Below are 17,778 nucleotides of genomic sequence, written 5' to 3' on the forward strand. Positions count from 1 at the left end.
GGTAAAGGGAGTTGAAGCTTCCCCGGGAGCATTGAACGATGATTCAATTCTTGCCGTGCCGACGGGCTCCCCCGGCACGGCAGCTCCCACCGGAACGCGGAGGACCCTGCGGTGAACCTGACATGGATGCTGGAGGCGTCGGCCCGCGGCTGCGGCGAGAAGCCGGCCCTCGTCTCCGATCTGGGGTCGATGACGTACGCCGAGCTGCTCGCGGCCTCCAAGCGGGCCGCCGCCGTGCTGCGGGAGCGCGGGGTGCGGCCGGGGGATCGCGTGGGGGTGATGACGTACAACACCCCCGCCTTCGCCGTGGCGGCGTTCGGGATCTGGCGGGCCGGCGCGGCACTGGTACCGGTCAATCACAAGCTGACCGCGCCCGAACTGGCGTATGTCGCACGGCACTCGAAGCTGCGCGTCGCCGTCGTCGCGGCGGAACTGTCCGGGCGCATGCGCGAGGGCGCCCCCGAGGTCGACGTCCTCACCACGGACGACACCGGCGGCGGGGCGTTCGACAGACTGGTCGCCGGAGCCCCCGAATGGGAGGGCGTGGAGGTCGGCCCCGAAGCCGTCGCGCAGGTGCTGTACACCTCCGGGACGACCGGCGCGCCCAAGGGCTGTCTGCACTCGCACCGCGGGCTGTCCGCCGTACCCGCGTACACCACGGCCGCCGCGGGGCTGCGGCGCGATGACCGGTTCCTGCTGGCCATGCCGATCTGGCACGCCTCGCCCCTGAACAACTGGTTCCTGTCGATGATCTACCTGGGCGGCACCGTCGTCCTGCTGAAGGAGTACCAGCCGCTCGCCTTCCTGGAAGCCGTGCGAAGGCACCGGGTCACCGCCTTCTTCGGTGCCCCCATCGCCTACCTCGCCCCGCTGAAGGCCCTGCCCGCGGCCGGGGTCGACCTGTCCGGCTTCGATCTGTCGGGCGTGCGGCTGTGGGCGTACGGCGGGGCGTCGCTGGGCGCCGAGACGGTGCGGACGCTGGAGGCGGCCTACGGCCCTGACCGCTTCTGCCAGGTGTACGGGATGAGCGAGATGGGGCCGGTGGGCGCCGTGCTCCGCCCGCGGGAGCAGCTCGCGAAGGCGGGGTCGATCGGGGCGGGCGGGATGCCGGGCGTGGACATCCGCGTGGTCAGGGACGACGGCGTGGACGCCGGGGCGGGCGAGAGCGGGGAGCTGTGGCTGCGCTCGGGGACCCGCATGCTGGGGTATCTCGATGACCCGGAGGCGACCGAACGCGCCTTCGAGGGCGACTGGTACAGGTCCGGGGATCTCGCGCGGGTGGACGAGGACGGTTACCTGTTCATCATCGACCGGATCAAGGACGTCGTGATCACCGGCGGGGAGAACGTCTACGCGCCCGAGGTGGAGGAGGCGATCCTCCAGCATCCGGCGGTCCGGGACGCCGCCGTCGTCGGGCGGCCGCACCCGGACTGGGGCGAGACCGTCGTCGCCGTGGTCGAGGCCGGCTCGGCGGTGACGCTGGAGGAGTTGCGCGGCTTCCTCTCCGCCAGGCTGGCCAAGTACAAGATCCCCCGGGATCTGGTGGTGGTGCCTTCGCTGCCGCGCACGCCCTCCGGCAAGGTGCAGAAGCATGTACTGCGCGAGCAGGTGCGGACCGGCCCCTGACACCTCTGGCGCCAAGGGCCGGTCGGCCGCCGGTCGTTCGACCGGCGGCCGGTGGATCAGTCCTCTTGTCTGCCCGCCCGTACGATCGTCCCCTGCGCCACGGCGACCAGGCGCTCCTCCCCCTGCTCCGAGACGACGTAGACCGAGCACTGGCACACGGCCTGCCGCCGGGTCGTGGCGGTCGCCCTGGCGCGTGCGACGACGAACTCGCCCACGGCAGGACGCACATAGTTGATCTTGTATTCGGCGGTGAGCGCGTCACCGCCGAGGGCGAGTCCGCCCGCGAAGGTCAGCGCGTTGTCGGCCAGATAGCTGAGCACTCCCCCGTGCACGAAGCCGTGCTGCTGCTGGATCTCGGGCCGGTTGGCCACGCGGATCTCGGCCGAGTCGGGCCCCGCGGCGGTGAGTTCGGCGCCCAGGAACATGCTGAACGGCTGGGCCTTGAAGATGCTCTGTGCGAAACCGGCGTGGTCCATGGTCATGCGTGCCGTCCTGATGCTCGGGGGGTGGTGGGGGTGTCCGTGCCCTGCTCGGTGAGCCGGTCGTCGATGTTCTGCTGGAACATCGCGAGCAGGCCCTCTGCCAGTCCCAGGACATGGTGGTCGCTGCCCCCGTGGGGCAGATGCCGCTGCACGTCCTCGGCGATGGCGAAGTCCTCCTGGTCGAAGACCGTGTCATTGGTGAACTCGAAGCGCTTGGCCAGCGCGCTCTGGCCCGCGGACCCGGCGAAGTCACCGTCGCGGTAGAGCATCTCGTGGGTCCAGATCGTGCGGTTCGCCGCCAGGGGCCAGAAGGTGTTGATGGACACGTAGTCGGGATGCAGGATGAAGAAGGTGTTGGGGAAGAGCGTGTAGTACACCGAGGCGTGGTCCAGGATGCGCCACTCCTCCTGCGGCTTCAGGGTCGTCTCGCCGATGTTGGTGCGCGCCGCGGACAGCCGGATGTGCGGCCCGTCCTCGTCGTGCGCGATCACCCCCTTCTTGAAGGCGAAGGCGAGGGTGTCCCGGTGCAGGTACGGGACGTGGTAGCCCTCCAGATACGTCTTGATCAGCAGCTTCCAGTTGGCCTCCTTGACCACCTTGGTCTTCTTGTACCGGACCAGCGAGGCCACGTCGAAGTTCACCAGGTCCTCGTGGAACGCCCCGAGGAATCCGGGGATGTCGAGCGTCTCTCCGGGCGTGCGGCCTACCCAGATCAGGCCGCCCGACTCCGCGGCGGGCAGTTCCACCAGGCCGTAGTCGCAGGTCTTGACGCCGGGGAAGTCATGCGCCCGGGTGATGCCCTTCAGGGCGCCGTCGAGCCCGTAGACCCAGCCGTGGAAGGGGCAGATGAAGTTCTGCACCACTCCCGTCGGCTGGTCGGCGAGGCGGGCCCCGCGGTGGCGGCACTGGTTGTAGAAGGCGCGGACCCGGCCGTCCTCGCCCCTGACGACGACATAGGGGAACTGGTCCCAGTCGCTGGTGAGATAGGCCCCGGGTTCGCCGAGTGCCGAGGCGTGCCCCGCGATCAGCGGGTAGCGGGAGAAGACCGAGGCGATCTCCCGCTCCAGGAGTGTCTCGTCGGTGTACTTGCTGACCGGAAGGGTGACAACCTCGTCGAGCATCTTCTCGTCACGGCGCGTCTCGCGCAGCGCGAGAAGACGCTTGATCATCGCCACTTGTTCACTGTGCCGCATGGGGTCCCCGTCGCAGTTCAAGCTCTGAATGCTCGTTCAATTGATGTTACGAAAGGTACGGGGGCGAGGCAATGGAACTTCCGGAGTACGGGCCGTCAGGAAGGTGCGCGGCCGAGGGCCCGGAGGCAGAAGTCGCGGATCTCCGCTACCAGTTGTTCGTCCGGCACCTCCGCCTGCTGCGAGACCTCCGGTGAGAGCCTGCCGACCAGCGCCTCGGAGATGGCGCCGATGACGGCGCCGGCCGAGACCCCCGCGTCCTGGGGCGCGAACAGAGCGGCCGCGACGCCCTCCCGAATGACACCCTCGCACAGCTGGGCGTACTCCCGCCGGTACACCAGCCGTTCACGCTCCACCACCGGCGAGACCGGCTCGAAGAGCAGGGACCATGCCAGCCGCCGGCCGCGCAGGGCACGCTCCGTGAACGTGTCGGCGAACGCCTTGAGCCGGGCCTCGGGGTTCGCGGGCGCGGCGTCCACCGCGGCGCGCACGGCGGCCAGTTCACGTCCCGCGGCCCGCCGGAAGACCCGGGCCAGCAGCTCGTCCCTGCCGCCGAAGTACGAGTAGAGCGAGCCCGCGCTCACCCCGCAGGCGCCGGCCACCGCGGCCACCTTCGCTCCGGCGAAGCCCTCCCGGGCCACCAACTCGTGAGCGGCACGCACGAAGGCCTCTTCCTTCGTCCGGGCGTGCCGCTCCGTGCGTTCCGTACGCCGATACACCATGGCGGGAGCTGGGCCTTCCGTGTTGCTGCCGGGAAGCACCAGTGAACCAGGAAACGCCCGCGGGGTGTGGGGTGGACCCCGCGCCCCCGTCGCCCCGCCCGCCGATTTCGATGGCCCACACACTTATTTTTCGCCAGAGTATTGACCTTTCATTCATTCGAACACATCCTGCATAGACGCATTCAGCCGGTGGGGTATCCACGGAAGAGGGCATCTGTATGGCAGGCATGGTCGAACAACGCTCGATCGACGTGGTTCCCGACGCCGAACGGCACGGCAGCGCGTTCAGCCAGTTCACGCTCTGGCTCGGCGCCAACCTCCAGATCACCGCGGTCGTGACCGGAGCGCTCGCCGTCGTCTTCGGCGGGGGCGTCCTCTGGTCGCTCATCGGCCTGCTGCTCGGCAATCTGCTCGGCGGCGCGGTCATGGCCCTGCACTCCGCCCAGGGGCCCCGGCTCGGTCTCCCGCAGATGATCTCCAGCAGGGCCCAGTTCGGCGTCCGGGGCGCCGTCGTTCCCCTGGCCCTGGTCATCGTCATGTACGTCGGCTTCTTCGCCAGCGGCAGCGTGCTGGCCGGTGAGGCCGTCGGTGAGCTCACGCACCTCGGCGACACCACGGGCATCGTGGTCTTCGCCCTGGTCACAGCGGTCACCACGGTCGTCGGCTACCGCCTGATCCACACCCTGGGCCGACTGGCCAGCATCGTGTGCGCGCTCGCCTTCGTCTACCTCGGGATCCGCCTGCTGGAGCGCGCCGACCTGACCGCCCTGCTGGCCGACCACTCCTTCCACCTGCCGCTGTTCCTGCTGGCCATCTCCCTCTCGGCGTCCTGGCAGCTGGCCTTCGGCCCGTACGTCGCCGACTACTCGCGGTATCTGCCCCGTGACACCTCTCCCCGCGCCACCTTCTGGTGGACCCTCGGCGGCTCGGCCCTGGGCTCCCAGTGGTCCATGACCTTCGGCGTCCTCGTGGCGGCCACGGCCGGCGGCGCCTTCCTCGACAACCAGGTCGGCTACGTCGTCGGTCTGGGCGGCACCGGCCTGATCGCCTCGTTCCTGTACTTCGTCATCGCCCTCGGCAAGTTGACGGTGAACGTGCTCAACACCTACGGCGGCTTCATGTCGCTGGTGACCGGCATCGGCGGCTTCCGCGAGCAGCGCACGATCTCCCCGCGCGTCCGTGCCCTCTACATCGCCGGAATCATGGTCGCGGGAACCGCGATCGCCCTGGTGGGCAAGGACAGTTTCCTGACCTCCTTCAAGGACTTCCTGCTCTTCCTGCTCACGGCCTTCACCCCCTGGTCCGCGATCAACCTGGTGGACTACTACCTGATCGCCAAGGAGCGTTACGACCTGCCCGCGCTGAGCGACCCGCACGGCCGCTACGGCGCCTGGCGCATCGGCGCCCTCGTCGTCTACGGCATCGGACTCCTCGCCCAACTCCCCTTCCTGGCCACCAGTTTCTACACCGGTCCGCTGGTCGCACCGCTCGGCGGTACGGACATCTCCTGGATCGTGGGACTGCTGGTCCCGGCCGCCCTCTACTGGCTCGTGGCCCGCCGGGACACCGGACACGTACCGGACCGCATGATCCTCTCCGCCGAGCCGGGGACGAGGACCGAGGCCACCGTCCACTGACGGCGGTGCGAGCGGGAGCCACCCGTCACCGCCGCCCGGTACGGCCCCTTTAGGTCTTGCGGAGATCCGGGGCGGGCGCGCCGATGAGCAGGCGGCGCACGGCGTCCCAGGCCGTGTGCGTGGCGCGGGTGAGCGCGGGTGGGTCACTGCCCAGGATCCGCGCCCACGCCCCGCAGTCGTCGGGCAGCGCGCTCACCCCGAAGTCCAGCCCGGTGGCCGACAGGGCCTCGTGCAGGGCGTCCGCGATCTCCGTCGCGGGCGCGAGCGGGGAGACGACGTAGAGCGTGGCCATCAGGTCGTACCCGGCGAAGACCGCGGGCCCGGTCACCGAGCCGGGCTCGCCCGGGTCGAGACGGACGGTGTCCACGGCCATGAGTTCCCCGTCGTCCCGGGTGATCTCCAGGTCGCTGAAGAGCATGCGGTAGGCGTGCCGTTCGCCCCGGGCCAGACGGCCTGCGGCGATCACCTCGCCCAGCAGCACGGTGGCCGTGGGGTGGACGCTCACGTGGGTGCGCTGGTAGAAGCGCGCGTCCCGGTAGGGGATCAGCGGGTCGGGCAGGTACTCGACGTAACTGCCCTCCCCCGCAGTGAGGTTGAACACCTGGGTGGCATGGTCGAACTCCATGCGGTGCAGTTTCGTCGCGGCCTGCGTCGTCAGGTGCACCGCGGTGCCCGGGCCGCAGTCGATGTCGACGCGGTTGCGGTCGGCCTGGACGATGCCGCCGCCCGTGGACATCAGATAGGTCACCGGCATGTCGGGCCGCAGCGGGTCGACGTACAGCGGACGCATGATCTGCAACGGCGACTTCTGGTAGCGGTCCACGAGTTCGGTACGGTCGCCGACCCGCGCGTAGCGCAGTTCGAGCAGGCCGACCTTGCCGGGGCGCCCGGCGGCCAGGGTGTCCGCCGTACCGGTGAGGTCGAGCAACCGGGCCGGTGTCCGCGGGGGTTCGTAGTGTGCGGGGTCCAGCCGCGCGGGCGCCGTCGTCATGCGGAAGCCGTCTTTGGGCCGGTGCCCCGGGCGGCCTCGTGGGACAGCACGAAGTCGGCGATGGTCTCCAGGCCCTCCCCGGTGAGGGAGTTGGTGAGCACCACCGGTCGTCCCTGCCGGACGTGATGGGCGTCGGACTCCATCACCGACAGGTCGCAGCGCACGTACCGGGCGATGTCGATCTTGTTGATGACGAGCAGCTCGCACTCGGTGATGCCCGGGCCCCGCTTGCGTGGCATCTTGTCGCCCTCGGCGGTGTCCAGCACGAACAGGAAGAGGTCGACGAGTGCCGGGCTGAAGGTGAGGGTGAGATTGTCGCCGCCGCTCTCGAAGAGCAGCGTGTCCACCTCGGGGAAGCGCTCCAGGATCTCGTCGGCGGCGGCCTGGTTCATCGTCGGGTCGTCCCGGACCGCCGTGTGCGGGCAGGCCCCGGTCTCCACGCCGACGATGCGGTCGGCGTCCAGGATCCCGGCGAGGGTGCGCCGTACATGGGCGGCGTCCTCGGAGGTGTAGATGTCGTTGGTGATCACCGCGGGGGTGCGGCCGCGCCCGATGAGCACGGGGACGAGCGCCTCGATCAGCGCGGTCTTGCCGGAGCCGACCGGCCCGGCGATCCCGACGCGCAGCACACCGTCGGCGGGGCGCTTCACGAACTCCGCGTGGTCGTGGTGGTGTCGGGAGCCCCGCACCTGTGTGGGGTCGTGCATGGTGTTCGTTCCTTTTCTCGTCTTCTCGTCGATGGGTGCGCGCGACGGCCGCTAGCTGGCGAAGAGCCGGGCCTCCGCGCGTTCGTGGCGGCCGGCCATGACGTCCGCCACGGGCACACAGCCGCCCAGGTCGGCCAGTTCGCGGTTCAGGGCCGCCTCGACGGTCTCCTCGATCACCGGGGCGGCGCCGTGCAGGACGACCTGGGCCCGGCGGTGGTCGGTGAGCCGCAGTCGCAGGGCGGCGCCGACGAAGCCGGCCGCGAAGGCGAACAGCTCGCAGGTGACCGCCTGCCGGGTGGTGAGTTCGCCCGCGGCGTGGACGACGCCGACGACGACCGGCTGGCAGCCGCGTACCGCGCCCTCGCGGTACAGCGAGCGGTAGCGCTCGATCGGCCGGGTGCCGTAGACCTCACCGGCCAGGTCGAGCAGTTGCCGGCCGGTGCGGACGGTGGCCTGCCGGGCCTCGCGGCCCAGTTTCGCGGCGTACAACCGCCGTTCCACGGCGACCACATGGTCCCAGTCGTCCGCGCCGACCGCGCGGTGGGTGAGGGCGAGGGCGGTCGCGTCGGCGGGCCCCACGCTGTGCCGGAGCAGGTCGTGCAGGAGGGCGGGCAGCGTGCGGGGCGTGACCGCGTGGGCCTGCTGGAAGCCCTCCAGGCCGTGGGAGAGGGTGTAGTAGCCGCTGGGGAAGGCCGAGTCCGTGAGCTGGAGCCCGGTCAGCAGCGCTTGTGTCGGCATCGGGTCGTGCACGCCGGGTCTCCGTTCGTGCCGGGCGGGTCAGACGATGTAGAAGAGCTGGTTGAGCGGGAGGCGTTCGGCCGGTTCGATGGTGGCGGGCTCGCCGTCGACGGTGACCTTGTACGTCTCCGGGTCCACCTCGATGCGCGGCAGCGCGTCATTGCGGACCATGTGCTGCTTGCCGACGGTCCGGCAGCGCCGCACGGGTTCGATCCGGCGCCCGAGGCCCAGCTCTCCGGGGACGCCGGCGGCGATGGCCGCCTGCGACATGAAGGTGACGGAGGTCCGCTGCCCGGCCCGGCCGTGGGCGCCGAACATCGGCCGGTAGTAGACCGGTTGGGGGGTGGGCAGGGAGGCGTTGGGGTCGCCCATCAGCGCCCAGTTCACCATGCCGCCCTTGATGATCAGCTTGGGCTTGGCGGCGAAGGAATGGATCGGCCAGAGCACGATGTCGGCGAGCTTCCCGGGCTCCAGCGAGCCGATCACATCGGCGGCGCCCACCGCGATCGCCGGGTTGATGGTGAGCTTCGCCAGATAGCGCAGGACGCGCGCGTTGTCGTTGCGCGAACCGTCCTCGGCCAGGGCGCCGCGCATCTCCTTGCAGTGGTGCGCGGTCTGGAAGGCGCGGGCGAAGGACTCGCCGACCCGGCCCATGGCCTGGGAGTCGGAGGAGAAGATGCTGATCACGCCGAGGTCGTGCAGCACCGTCTCCGCCGCGATGGTCTCGGCGCGCACCCGGCTGTCGGCGAACGACACGTCCTCGGGGATGTCACGGGACAGGTGGTGGCAGACCATCACCATGTCCAGCAGCTCGTCCACCGAGTTGATGGTGTACGGCAGGGTCGGGTTGGTGGAGGCCGGCAGCACGTTGGGCTCGCCGGAGACCCGCATGATGTCGGGGGCGTGGCCGCCGCCCGCGCCCTCGGTGTGGAAGGTGTGGATGGTCCGGCCGTCGATCGCGGACAAGGTGTCCTCGAAGAAGCCGCCCTCGTTGAGGGTGTCGGTGTGCACGGCGAGCTGCACGTCGTGCTCGTCGGCCACCCGCAGCGCGTTGTCGATGGCGGCGGGGGTGGCGCCCCAGTCCTCGTGCACCTTCAGGCCCGACACACCCGCTTCGACCTGTTCACGGAGCGCCTCGGGCAGGCTGCCGTTGCCCTTGCCGAGCAGACCGACGTTGACCGGCAGGTCCTCGGCGGCCTCCAGCATCCGGTGGATGTTCCAGGGTCCGGGGGTGCAGGTGGTGCCGTTGCTGCCGTCGGTCGGTCCGGTGCCACCGCCGAAGAAGGTGGTGATGCCGTTGGACAGGCCCTCCTGGGCCTGCTGGGGCGAGATGAAGTGGATATGGGTGTCGACCCCGCCGGCGGTGGCGATCAGGTGCTCGCCGGAGATCACCTCGGTGCCGGGCCCGATGACCAGCTTGGGGTGGACGCCGTTCTGCGCATGGGGGTTTCCGGCCTTGCCGACGCCGACGATCAGGCCCTCGCGGACGCCGATGTCGCCCTTGACGACACCGAGCACCGCATCGAGGACGACGACATTGGTGATCACCAGGTCCAGGGCGCCCTCGCGGTTGAGCGCGGCGGGGTCCTGCGCCATGCCGTCGCGGATGGCCTTGCCGCCGCCGTAGACGGCCTCGTCCCCGTAGGAGCCGGCGTTGTGGTCGTACTCGACCTCGACCAGCAGATTGGTGTCGGCGAGGTGGAACCGGTCGCCCACGGTGGGGCCGAACAGATCGGTGTACTGCCGGCGCGGGATGATCGCCATCAGTGGTCGGTCCCCTCGTTGTCGGTGGCGGAGTCGCCGCCGGTGGTGGCGAATCCCAGCTGCGCGGCGCGGCGCAGCGCGGCCCGCCGGGTATCCCCGGCGTTCAGTCCGCCGTTGACGAGTCCGGCGAAGCCGACGAGCCGCCGGGTGCCGCCGAAGGCGCACAGCTCGACCTCGCGGGTGTCGCCGGGCTCGAAGCGCACGGCGGTGCCGGACGGGATGTCCAGGTGCATGCCGTAGGCGGCCTCGCGGTCGAACCGCAGCGCGCGGTTGACCTCGAAGAAGTGGTAGTGCGAGCCGATCTGTACCGCACGGTCCCCGGTGTTGGCGACGGTGAGACTGACCTTGGCTCGGCCGGAGTTGATCTCCACGGGGTCGTCCCCGTAGAGGTAGTGGGCTCCACCAGACATCGTTGGTCCCCTCGGTGGTTCAGGAGGTGTGGTTCAGGCGCTGATCGGGTCGTGGCAGGTGACCAGCTTCGTGCCGTCCACGAAGGCCGTCTCGACCTGGAGGACGGTGAGCATGTCGCGCACCCCGGGCATGACCTCGTCGGCGGTGACGACCTTGCGGCCCAGTTCCATGCACTCGGCGACGGTGTGGCCGTCCCGGGCGCCTTCGAGCACGGCCTCGGTGATCAGTGCGGCGGCTTCGCCGTAGTTGAGCTTGGTGCCCCGGTCCCTGCGGCGCCGGGCCAGGTCCGCCACCACGTAGACGTGGAGCTTGTCGATTTCGCGTGGTGCGAGGTTCATCGCGTCACTTCGCTTTCTCGTACGGCATACCGGGCCGGTCCATCGCCGGTGCGGCCGCCAGGAAGAGCCAGGTCGTCACTACGAACGGCCAGGTGAAAGGTGATCCGCCGGACGGCTGGACAACGGCGGTCCAGGCGGTGGTGAGAGGGACCGAGGCCACGGCGGCGAGTACGGCGTAGCCGGTGGTCCAGCGAGTCGGGGTCAGGAAGGTGGCCGCCAGGGCGATGGCGACGAGCACCGCGTTGTAGCCGTAGAGCCCCTCGGCGATGCGGTCGGCGGGCAGGCCCATGGCCCAGGCGGTCAGGACCGCGACGGCGCTGCCGCAGGCGGCGACGACGGCCGCGCGCCAGGAGGTGACGAGCAGTCCGGCGAGGACGATCAGGCCCGCGTACCACTTGTCGAGGAAGAAGACCTGACCGATGTTGTCGCAGAAGGCGTGACCGAGGTCCGCCATGGACACTCCGGTGGCCGCGGCGACCGGCGTCGGGGCCGCCGCCGCGTTCGAGGGCAGCGCCATCGCCAGGACGCTCGCGACGAGGCAGTACGGCGCGGTCAGCACGGGCAGTTGGGCGAGCCCGAGGAGGCGGACGGCCGCGGCGGTCAGGATCGAGCAGACGGCGGCGGCGAGGACGACGAGCAGCGCGGTCCGCCATGAGGCGCCGAGCCGGACGAGCAGCGCGATGCCGACGAGGCAACCGCAGTACCCCTCCAGCCCCTGGCCGAGTCGGCCGTCCCGGGCGGTGCGCAGTGCGGCCGCCGCCCCCGTGGACACGAGCGTGCCGAGCAGTCCGTAGCCGCCGAGCCATCGGTCGTCGGCGAAGAGCGCGGCGAGGAACAGCAGTCCCGTCCATGGGTTCGCGCTGAGCGTGACCTGTGCGATGCCGTGCAGGGACGCCCGCCCGACAGCGATCGGTCCGGGGCCCATGGGCCGTACCGCCTGACCGGCTGCGGGCATGGGTATTCTCCCTGTTTGAGGACACGACGGAGCCATCAACGCCCCCTCGGACCGGGGGAGATGAGAACCGCTTCAACACTTTGTTGAACCCTACGCCCGGCCTCGGCCACCAAGATCGAACCCAGTTGGTGACCGCCTGGACACCAAGGGGAATCACCGCAGGCAGTGCGGCCGGGCCGAGGGCCGAGGGCGTCGCATCTTGACCTTGATCCAGCCAGTCGTTGAACGTCTCTTGGATTGATCGAGGCCAAGAGCTGACCGGCAGTCAGGGGTCGCGGTGGACGTCACCGCGGCTCCGCCAAGGCACCGGCCCGGCGGCCTGTGTCCCTCTTGTGAGCGAACGCGAACCGGACAGGATTCGCTGATCGGGAGCAAAGCGTTGACTGTGCGTCACTGGATGGAAATCCTGGTAAACGCACCAGAATCACCTTCCATGCACATGGGGGAAAGATGGTCCGGAAAAGTCATGCCCGGCGGATGGTCTGTGTGGCATCCGCCGCCGCACTCATGGGACTCGGGCTTGTCGGTACGGCCGCGGCGAGCGAGTCCCGTCCCGCGCGCCAGGCCGCGACCCACTGGTACATGACGCCCAACCCCGGCAACGACTGCGCTCTCAACATCCGCGACTCCGCGAGCGCCGGCGGCAAGATCGTCGGCCACCTGTCCGGCTGTAGCATGGGCGCCTGGTGCTGGTACCAGAAGTCGGACTGCGGTGCGTCGGTCAAGGGCGGTTCCTACACCTGCAAATACGCCGACGGAAGCAGCGGGTTGCGCGGCAATGAATGGGCGCGCGTGGCCGACAAGAACGGCAAGCTCGCCTACGTGGCCAGGTGGTGCGGTTTCGCTCAGCGGCTGTAGAGCCCGGCTGTAGGGCCCGCACAGGGCGAGCGGCTCGGCGCGTCGGAACACCTCGATGCCGGTTCCGGCTCCCTGGCGGGTAGTCCTGCGCGTGACGGCAGCCGGGGCAATTCCGGGCGCGCGTCGAGGTGTCCGCCGCCGCGCGAGCCACCGGGCCGAGTTCCACGACCCGCGACGCCGAGCGCCGCGGCTCTGGCCGCGGTCCGGGGTGAGGGGGTCTGGACAAGGCGACGGCTCCAGGTCGGCGCGGGCACCGTCTCTGTGTACGGCGATCTGTTCGCCCGGGGACGCACGCCGAGGTACTGCCCCCTCAGGCGCGCTCCGGCCGAGACCGGCCCGGCAACCGGCCCGGCCGGAGCGCGCTCCCCCGTCGCCGGTCCGGTGTTCACCGCACGGCGGCCGGGGCCGTACGGCGGATCGGCGGGTGCGCGGGCTGTCCGACGGATCGGCGAGGACGCGCCCCGACTGGCGGATCGGCAAGAGCACGGGCCGTACGGCAAACCGGCGAGTGCGCGGGCCGACCGGCGAGCCAGCGGGTGCGTGAGCCCTCCGGCAAACCGGCGAGGGCACGCCCCGACCAGCGGATCGGCAAGAGCACGGGCCGACCGGCAAACCAGCAAGCTCACGCCCCGACCAGCAAACCAGCGAGCGCGCGGGCCGACCGACGGAGCGGCGAGGGCACGTCCCGACCGGCAGACCGGCAAGAGCACACCCCCGACCGGCCGACCGGCGGGTGCGTGGGCCGTTCTGGAGGTCGGTCCGCGTCTTCAGTGCAGGGGCTCGTGGGCGGGCCCAGGAGCGGTGGTCGCTAGCGGGTCGCGTCGGGGTAGGCGGCCGTCGCGCGGATCTCGATGAGGAGGCCCGGGCTGGCGAGGCCGCTGACTCCGATGATCGTCCAGGTCGGGTAGGGCGCTTCGACGAGCCGCCGCTTGGCCTCGACGAAGCCGGGGAGATGGCGACGGATGTCGACGTGGTAGCTGGTGACATCGACGAGGGCGGACATGTCGAGGTCCTCCAAACGCAGGATCTCCTCGATCTTCCGCAGGGCGATCTCGGTCTGCTCCTCGATGGTGTCCGGGATGGTTCCGTCGGCGCGGCGACCGATCGTTCCGGCGATGAACAGGAGGCCCTGCGCGCGGACGGCGGCGGAATAGCCGAAGTCCGCGAAGGCGCTGGTGGTTTCTCCGAAGACCGGGTTGTCCTCGGGGACCTCGATGGTGCGGACGGTCATTGCGGTGTGTCCTTCTCTTTCTCTTTGTTCTCTTTGTCGATGGTTCGTACGGCCGGTGGAGTCAGTTGCCCCAGCGGGACGCGCGGTAGGCGTGCTCCAGCCGGGTCCGGCCGTAGGTCTCGCGTTCACGGAGCAATTCGCCGGGGACCGTGTGCCGGGGCGCGTTCTTCGGGTCCTTGGCCGCCTGCGCGACGATCGCGTCGGTGAGGGAACGGACCATGTCCAGGCGTGGATAGACGGCGTGCACGGCTTCGGCCTGCTCGTCCGTGACGACGCTGAGGTGGCCGGCGCCCACCGGGTCGTCGAAGTCGAGGCCCACTCCCTCGCGAACGAGCACGCAGAGCGTGCCGCGCCGCTCCGCGATGCCCGGCGAGGTGTGCAGGGCGATGGCCTGCCAGACCTGGTCGGCGTCGGCTTCGGGCACCGCGTGGTCGATGAGGAACGCGGCGGCCCGGTCGGCGCCTTCGACTTCGAACCGCTGGGTGTGCGGCCCGTCCGACGCCACACCGAGGTCGTGCATCGCGCACGCCGCGAACAGCAGGTCGTCGTCGTAGTCGCGGTCGGCCGCCAGCCCGCGCCGACCGGCGAGCAGCCGGGCGAACAGGTAGCTGCGGATGCTGTGGTGGAAGACGGACGGCGTCTCCACCGATCGGATGAGTTCGATGACGGCGTCGGCAAGTGGCGTGCCGGGCAGTGCGATCGGGTCGGCGGTCGCCTCGTGAGTAGGTCCGGTCATGCCTTCAGCCTGGCCGGGACGGCCGTGACCTGGCGAGCGGCAAAATTTCCATGCTTCGTTAGAATCTTGCCATGACAGTGCATCACATCGCGGTCCTGGCGCTGGACGGAGTCACCCCGCTCGACCTGGCGATCCCGACGCAGATCTTCACCGCCCGGCCGGAGACCACCTATGAGATGACCCTGTGCGCGCTGGACACGAAGGTGCGGACCACCGCGGGTTTCGCCCTGGTCGCCGACGGGGGCCTTGAGCAGGTGCGCACCGCCGACACCGTGATCGTGCCGGGGTTCGAACCGATCAGCACGCTGCCGGACGCCGTGCTCCAGACACTGGCCGAAGCCCGCGACCGGGGCAGGCGCGTGGTGTCGATCTGCACGGGTGCCTTCGCACTGGCCGCGGCGGGCGTACTGGACGGGCTGCACGCCACCACCCACTGGCAGCACATCGACGACTTCGAGCGGGACTTCCCGGCGGTCATGGTCGACCGTGACGTGCTCTACGTCGACGAGGGCGATGTGCTCACCTCGGCCGGGGTGTGCTGCGGCATCGACCTGTGCCTGCACATCGTCCGCCGGGACCTCGGCGCGGAGGTGGCCAACCAGATCGCCCGCGGTCTGGTCGCGGCCCCGCACCGGGACGGCGGGCAGGCCCAGTACGTGCCGGCTCCCGTCGCGGTGGCGGGCGAGGCGTCGCTCTCCGCTACCCGCGGCTGGGCCCTGCACCGGCTCGGCGAGCCGCTCACGCTGCGCGTGCTCGCCCGGCACGCGGGCCTCTCACAGCGCACCTTCATGCGCCGGTTCACCGAGGAGACGGGCACGACCCCGTTGCAGTGGCTGCTCGGCGCCCGGCTCGGCAGGGCGCGGGAACTGCTGGAGTCCACGGACCGGTCGGTGGACCAGGTGGCGCGGGACTGCGGACTGGGCACGGCGGCCAATCTGCGGCTGCACTTCCGGCGCACGCTGGACACCACCCCCACCGCCTACCGCCGCGCCTTCACCCGCCTGGCCTCGCGGGGCCCGGCCGGTCCGCCGACGGTCCCGATGGCGCGCACCCGCGCCGGTGACACGGCCGCCGCCCGTTGAAGAAGCCCTTGCGCGTACCGATGCGATCGACCGCTGAGGGCGGCGTGCCACAATCCCTTACTGGCCGGTAACTCCAAGCTGCCGACGTGTCGACGTGTCGAGGAAAGGTGCCCCATGGCCCGCGTGTTCACGGTGAGCGACAGCATTCATATCGACGTACCGCCCGAGGTGGCCTACCAGGCCATATGCCGTCCCGGTGACATGGGCCGCTGGAGTCCGGAGAATCTCGGCACCACGGAGGGCACGGGGCGCGCACCGGCGGGGGTCGGCACCACGTTCGTCGGGCGGAACAAGCGCGGCCGGTTCCGCTGGGTGACCCGGTGCACGGTCACGGCGGCCGAGCCCCGCCGCCGCTTCGCCTTCCGCGTGCACGCCATCGGCATCGGCCGACCGCGCCTGCGCGGCCCGATCGCCACCTGGGAGTACCGTTTCGAGCCCGCCGACGGCGGCACGCGGGTCACCGAGACCTGGACGGACGACCGCCGCGCCTGGCCCGACTTCGTGGCCGGCACCTTCGACCGGATCGCCACCGCGGGACACACCTTCGCCGCCTTCCAGACCCGCAACATCCGCGCGACGCTGCGCAATCTGAAGCGGGAACTGGAGACCGACGCGCACTGACGCCGGCCCGAAGGGACAAGAGCGCAATCGCGCCGGAGTCCTGGTGGCCCGAACGCGGCTGCACCGGCGGGGAGTTCGCGGGAGGGGTCACCAGGCCAGAGGCGAGGCGCCGAGCGGTTCGGCGGAGCGGTCGAGGCGCGGCCGCAGGGTCGAGTACGCGATACGGGTGGGCAGGTACCTGACCTCGCCGAAGGGCCCGTGCACGGTGGCCAGTTCGCCTACGGCGCGGGTGGGGTCGGGGGCGGGCAGCACGGCGACGTCGGCACGCGGGAACAGCCCCAGGTCCTGCACCCACATGCACACCTTCGCCAGGTCGATGTGCACCCGCCAGCCGCCCCCCTCGCGGGCCCGGCGGCGCAGCGCCTCGATCGCTCCGGCCGTACCGAGGATCGCCGCGAGGTAGTCGTTGAGCAGATAGGTCGGCGGCAGCCTCGGACCGTCGAAGGTGCCCTCCTCGGCGGCGAACCCGGTGGCCGCGCAGGCGAGTTGGTCGAAACCGCCACGCCGCGACCAGGGGCCGGACAGGCCCCAGCCGTGATAGTCGAGCACCACCAGACCGGGCCGCTGCTCGAACAACGCCTCGGGTCCAAAGCCCTTGGTGTCCAGGTTGAGGTAGTTGCTGACGTACACGTCCGCCCCGGCGAGCACCCGCCGGAAGGCCGCGGCCTGCGTGGGGTCGAGCAGATCGCAGAAGGCGGCGCGCTTGCCGATCCCGGTCTCGATGATCATCCCGATGGGGTCGGGATGCGCGGGCGAGGAGACGTGCAGTACGTCGGCGCCCAGCTCGGCGGAGATCCGCGCGGCGATCGGGCCCGCGATGACATGCGAGTTGTCCAGCACCCGCAGCCCGGTCAGCGGCAGGGCCGACGGCAGCTCCCCAGCGACCGGGAACGGCTCGGGCGCGCTCTCCCCCACCTTCTCCAGGTGGATCAGGGGCCGCCCGTCCAGCAGTCGGCCCTGCGGGTGGGCTCGCCACTCCTGCCGGGTGCGTACGGCGACCGCGGTGCCGCCGCGCGAGCAGATCGCCTCCTCCAGCTCGAAGGCGTCCCAGTGCGCGATCGCGTCCGCCATGCGCTGCCGGCCGGGCGGGCAGTCCAGCACCTCGCAGGCGATGTCGCGCAACTGCGGGTAGGAAAGCAGCACATAGACGTAGCGGCCGTCGCCCGCGCGGTAGAAGTCGCTGTTGCCCAGCAGGTTGGGGTCCTCGATCAGCTCGCTCACCGGCACACCGCTCGCCCGGGTGAGGAAGACCGCCATCAGCTGGTGGATCGCGGACTCGACGGAGACCGTCACGTCCTGCCCCTCCCCGTCCCGCTCCCGCCACAGCGCCGACACCTCGGTGCCGAGCGCCGCGAGGGCGGCGGCGCAGGCTTCGCCGATGCGGTGCACGGAGGGGGTCTGCGGGTCGGCGCCGGTGACGGTCACCTTCCCGCCGGTCTCCTCGCCGGTGATGCCGAGCTGGCGGTAGAGGTCCTGTAGTGCGTGGTACGCGGTCGTGTTCTCCGTCGCGCTCGCGGTCATGGCCCTCGTCCTTCCGTAGTGGCCGGGTTCGTATTTCCATGACAGCGCCGTGAATTGACGTACGTCCAATACCAACGGCGGCTGATAGCGATATGCAAACCCCTATACATCCCGCCTGACCTGCCGCTATATCCGGTTCGCTATCAGCCGGCCGGGCAGCTGGTATTG

The 17,778-nt window shown here is 70.5% G+C and carries 18 protein-coding genes; 5 read left to right on the plus strand and 13 right to left on the minus strand.

Annotated features, from left to right (window positions below):
* Positions 1-111: 111 nt before the first annotated feature.
* Positions 112-1,626 (plus strand): class I adenylate-forming enzyme family protein, encoded by a 1,515-nt coding sequence (locus ACLF5H_RS30470; protein WP_421679220.1) that lies wholly within the window; start codon positions 112-114, stop codon positions 1,624-1,626.
* Between the two features lie 56 nt (positions 1,627-1,682).
* On the opposite strand, the gene ACLF5H_RS30475 is transcribed toward ACLF5H_RS30470, so the two are convergent.
* The 3 genes from ACLF5H_RS30475 to ACLF5H_RS30485 form a co-directional block, all read right to left on the minus strand.
* Positions 1,683-2,108 (minus strand): PaaI family thioesterase, encoded by a 426-nt coding sequence (locus ACLF5H_RS30475; RefSeq protein ID WP_421679221.1) that lies wholly within the window; start codon positions 2,106-2,108, stop codon positions 1,683-1,685.
* Positions 2,105-3,277, minus strand: coding sequence for an aromatic ring-hydroxylating oxygenase subunit alpha (locus ACLF5H_RS30480; RefSeq protein WP_421679222.1), 1,173 nt, complete (start codon positions 3,275-3,277; stop codon positions 2,105-2,107). The genes ACLF5H_RS30475 and ACLF5H_RS30480 overlap by 4 nt, the downstream gene beginning before the upstream one ends.
* Before the next feature lie 119 nt (positions 3,278-3,396).
* Complete coding sequence (locus ACLF5H_RS30485; RefSeq protein ID WP_421679223.1) at positions 3,397-3,960, minus strand: TetR/AcrR family transcriptional regulator; 564 nt, start codon at positions 3,958-3,960, stop codon at positions 3,397-3,399.
* A 278-nt stretch (positions 3,961-4,238) separates the two neighbouring features.
* Between ACLF5H_RS30485 and ACLF5H_RS30490 the strand changes: the two genes are divergently transcribed.
* Positions 4,239-5,657, plus strand: a complete 1,419-nt coding sequence (locus ACLF5H_RS30490; protein ID WP_421679224.1) for a purine-cytosine permease family protein — start codon at positions 4,239-4,241, stop codon at positions 5,655-5,657.
* Between the two features lie 49 nt (positions 5,658-5,706).
* Here ACLF5H_RS30490 and ACLF5H_RS30495 read toward each other — a convergent pair whose 3' ends face one another.
* Genes ACLF5H_RS30495 through ACLF5H_RS30525 form a run of 7 tightly spaced genes read right to left on the minus strand, consistent with a single transcriptional unit; the run spans position 5,707 to position 11,561 of the window.
* The gene (locus ACLF5H_RS30495; protein ID WP_421679225.1) at positions 5,707-6,648 is read right to left on the minus strand and encodes an urease accessory protein UreD; all 942 of its coding nucleotides are present in this window, start codon (positions 6,646-6,648) and stop codon (positions 5,707-5,709) included.
* A complete protein-coding gene (ureG, locus tag ACLF5H_RS30500) occupies positions 6,645-7,355 on the minus strand; it encodes an urease accessory protein UreG (protein ID WP_421679226.1) in 711 nt (236 codons plus the stop codon). Before ureG ends, ACLF5H_RS30495 begins: the two co-directional genes overlap by 4 nt.
* A 51-nt stretch (positions 7,356-7,406) precedes the next feature.
* Positions 7,407-8,093 carry an urease accessory protein UreF gene (locus tag ACLF5H_RS30505; protein WP_421679408.1) on the minus strand — a complete coding sequence of 229 codons (687 nt, stop codon included), beginning with the start codon at positions 8,091-8,093 and terminating at the stop codon, positions 7,407-7,409.
* Positions 8,094-8,132: 39 nt separating this feature from the next.
* Positions 8,133-9,857 carry an urease subunit alpha gene (gene ureC, locus ACLF5H_RS30510; RefSeq protein WP_421679227.1) on the minus strand — a complete coding sequence of 575 codons (1,725 nt, stop codon included), beginning with the start codon at positions 9,855-9,857 and terminating at the stop codon, positions 8,133-8,135.
* Complete coding sequence (locus ACLF5H_RS30515) at positions 9,857-10,267, minus strand: urease subunit beta (RefSeq protein WP_421679228.1); 411 nt, start codon at positions 10,265-10,267, stop codon at positions 9,857-9,859. Before ACLF5H_RS30515 ends, ureC begins: the two co-directional genes overlap by 1 nt.
* 33 nt (positions 10,268-10,300) lie before the next feature.
* On the minus strand, positions 10,301-10,606 hold the full coding sequence (locus tag ACLF5H_RS30520) for an urease subunit gamma (RefSeq protein WP_421679229.1): 306 nt from the start codon (positions 10,604-10,606) through the stop codon (positions 10,301-10,303).
* A 4-nt stretch (positions 10,607-10,610) separates the two neighbouring features.
* Positions 10,611-11,561: an urea transporter gene (locus ACLF5H_RS30525; protein WP_421679230.1), complete on the minus strand. Its 951-nt coding sequence runs from the start codon at positions 11,559-11,561 to the stop codon at positions 10,611-10,613.
* Between the two features lie 507 nt (positions 11,562-12,068).
* Between ACLF5H_RS30525 and ACLF5H_RS30530 the strand changes: the two genes are divergently transcribed.
* Positions 12,069-12,419, plus strand: a complete 351-nt coding sequence (locus ACLF5H_RS30530) for a hypothetical protein (RefSeq protein WP_421679231.1) — start codon at positions 12,069-12,071, stop codon at positions 12,417-12,419.
* 808 nt (positions 12,420-13,227) lie between these two features.
* Here the strand turns inward: ACLF5H_RS30530 and ACLF5H_RS30535 are convergent.
* Positions 13,228-13,650 (minus strand): RidA family protein, encoded by a 423-nt coding sequence (locus ACLF5H_RS30535; RefSeq protein WP_421679232.1) that lies wholly within the window; start codon positions 13,648-13,650, stop codon positions 13,228-13,230.
* A 61-nt stretch (positions 13,651-13,711) separates the two neighbouring features.
* The gene (locus ACLF5H_RS30540; RefSeq protein WP_421679233.1) at positions 13,712-14,386 is read right to left on the minus strand and encodes an HD domain-containing protein; all 675 of its coding nucleotides are present in this window, start codon (positions 14,384-14,386) and stop codon (positions 13,712-13,714) included.
* A 71-nt stretch (positions 14,387-14,457) separates the two neighbouring features.
* Between ACLF5H_RS30540 and ACLF5H_RS30545 the strand changes: the two genes are divergently transcribed.
* Entirely contained in the window at positions 14,458-15,468 is a 1,011-nt protein-coding gene (locus ACLF5H_RS30545; protein ID WP_421679234.1) for a GlxA family transcriptional regulator, read from the plus strand.
* A 114-nt stretch (positions 15,469-15,582) separates the two neighbouring features.
* Positions 15,583-16,089, plus strand: coding sequence for an SRPBCC family protein (locus ACLF5H_RS30550; RefSeq protein ID WP_421679235.1), 507 nt, complete (start codon positions 15,583-15,585; stop codon positions 16,087-16,089).
* An 87-nt stretch (positions 16,090-16,176) separates the two neighbouring features.
* On the opposite strand, the gene ACLF5H_RS30555 is transcribed toward ACLF5H_RS30550, so the two are convergent.
* Entirely contained in the window at positions 16,177-17,610 is a 1,434-nt protein-coding gene (locus tag ACLF5H_RS30555; RefSeq protein ID WP_421679236.1) for a CoA transferase, read from the minus strand.
* Positions 17,611-17,778 lie beyond the last annotated feature (168 nt).

Source organism: Streptomyces sp. LaBMicrA B280 (assembly GCF_049222185.1).
GTDB classification, from domain to species: domain Bacteria; phylum Actinomycetota; class Actinomycetes; order Streptomycetales; family Streptomycetaceae; genus Streptomyces; species Streptomyces murinus.

Bases quoted from the DNA above. Each gene is read 5' to 3' on its own strand.
- ACLF5H_RS30475 (WP_421679221.1), bottom strand. From the start codon at position 2,108: ATGACCATGGACCACGCCGGTTTCGCACAGAGCATCTTCAAGGCCCAG.
- ACLF5H_RS30480 (WP_421679222.1), bottom strand. From the start codon at position 3,277: ATGATCAAGCGTCTTCTCGCGCTGCGCGAGACGCGCCGTGACGAGAAG.
- ACLF5H_RS30490 (WP_421679224.1), top strand. From the start codon at position 4,239: ATGGCAGGCATGGTCGAACAACGCTCGATCGACGTGGTTCCCGACGCC.
- ACLF5H_RS30495 (WP_421679225.1), bottom strand. From the start codon at position 6,648: ATGACGACGGCGCCCGCGCGGCTGGACCCCGCACACTACGAACCCCCG.
- ureG (WP_421679226.1), bottom strand. From the start codon at position 7,355: ATGCACGACCCCACACAGGTGCGGGGCTCCCGACACCACCACGACCAC.
- ACLF5H_RS30505 (WP_421679408.1), bottom strand. From the start codon at position 8,093: ATGCCGACACAAGCGCTGCTGACCGGGCTCCAGCTCACGGACTCGGCC.
- ureC (WP_421679227.1), bottom strand. From the start codon at position 9,857: ATGGCGATCATCCCGCGCCGGCAGTACACCGATCTGTTCGGCCCCACC.
- ACLF5H_RS30515 (WP_421679228.1), bottom strand. From the start codon at position 10,267: ATGTCTGGTGGAGCCCACTACCTCTACGGGGACGACCCCGTGGAGATC.
- ACLF5H_RS30520 (WP_421679229.1), bottom strand. From the start codon at position 10,606: ATGAACCTCGCACCACGCGAAATCGACAAGCTCCACGTCTACGTGGTG.
- ACLF5H_RS30525 (WP_421679230.1), bottom strand. From the start codon at position 11,561: ATGCCCGCAGCCGGTCAGGCGGTACGGCCCATGGGCCCCGGACCGATC.
- ACLF5H_RS30530 (WP_421679231.1), top strand. From the start codon at position 12,069: ATGGGACTCGGGCTTGTCGGTACGGCCGCGGCGAGCGAGTCCCGTCCC.
- ACLF5H_RS30535 (WP_421679232.1), bottom strand. From the start codon at position 13,650: ATGACCGTCCGCACCATCGAGGTCCCCGAGGACAACCCGGTCTTCGGA.
- ACLF5H_RS30540 (WP_421679233.1), bottom strand. From the start codon at position 14,386: ATGACCGGACCTACTCACGAGGCGACCGCCGACCCGATCGCACTGCCC.
- ACLF5H_RS30545 (WP_421679234.1), top strand. From the start codon at position 14,458: ATGACAGTGCATCACATCGCGGTCCTGGCGCTGGACGGAGTCACCCCG.
- ACLF5H_RS30550 (WP_421679235.1), top strand. From the start codon at position 15,583: ATGGCCCGCGTGTTCACGGTGAGCGACAGCATTCATATCGACGTACCG.
- ACLF5H_RS30555 (WP_421679236.1), bottom strand. From the start codon at position 17,610: ATGACCGCGAGCGCGACGGAGAACACGACCGCGTACCACGCACTACAG.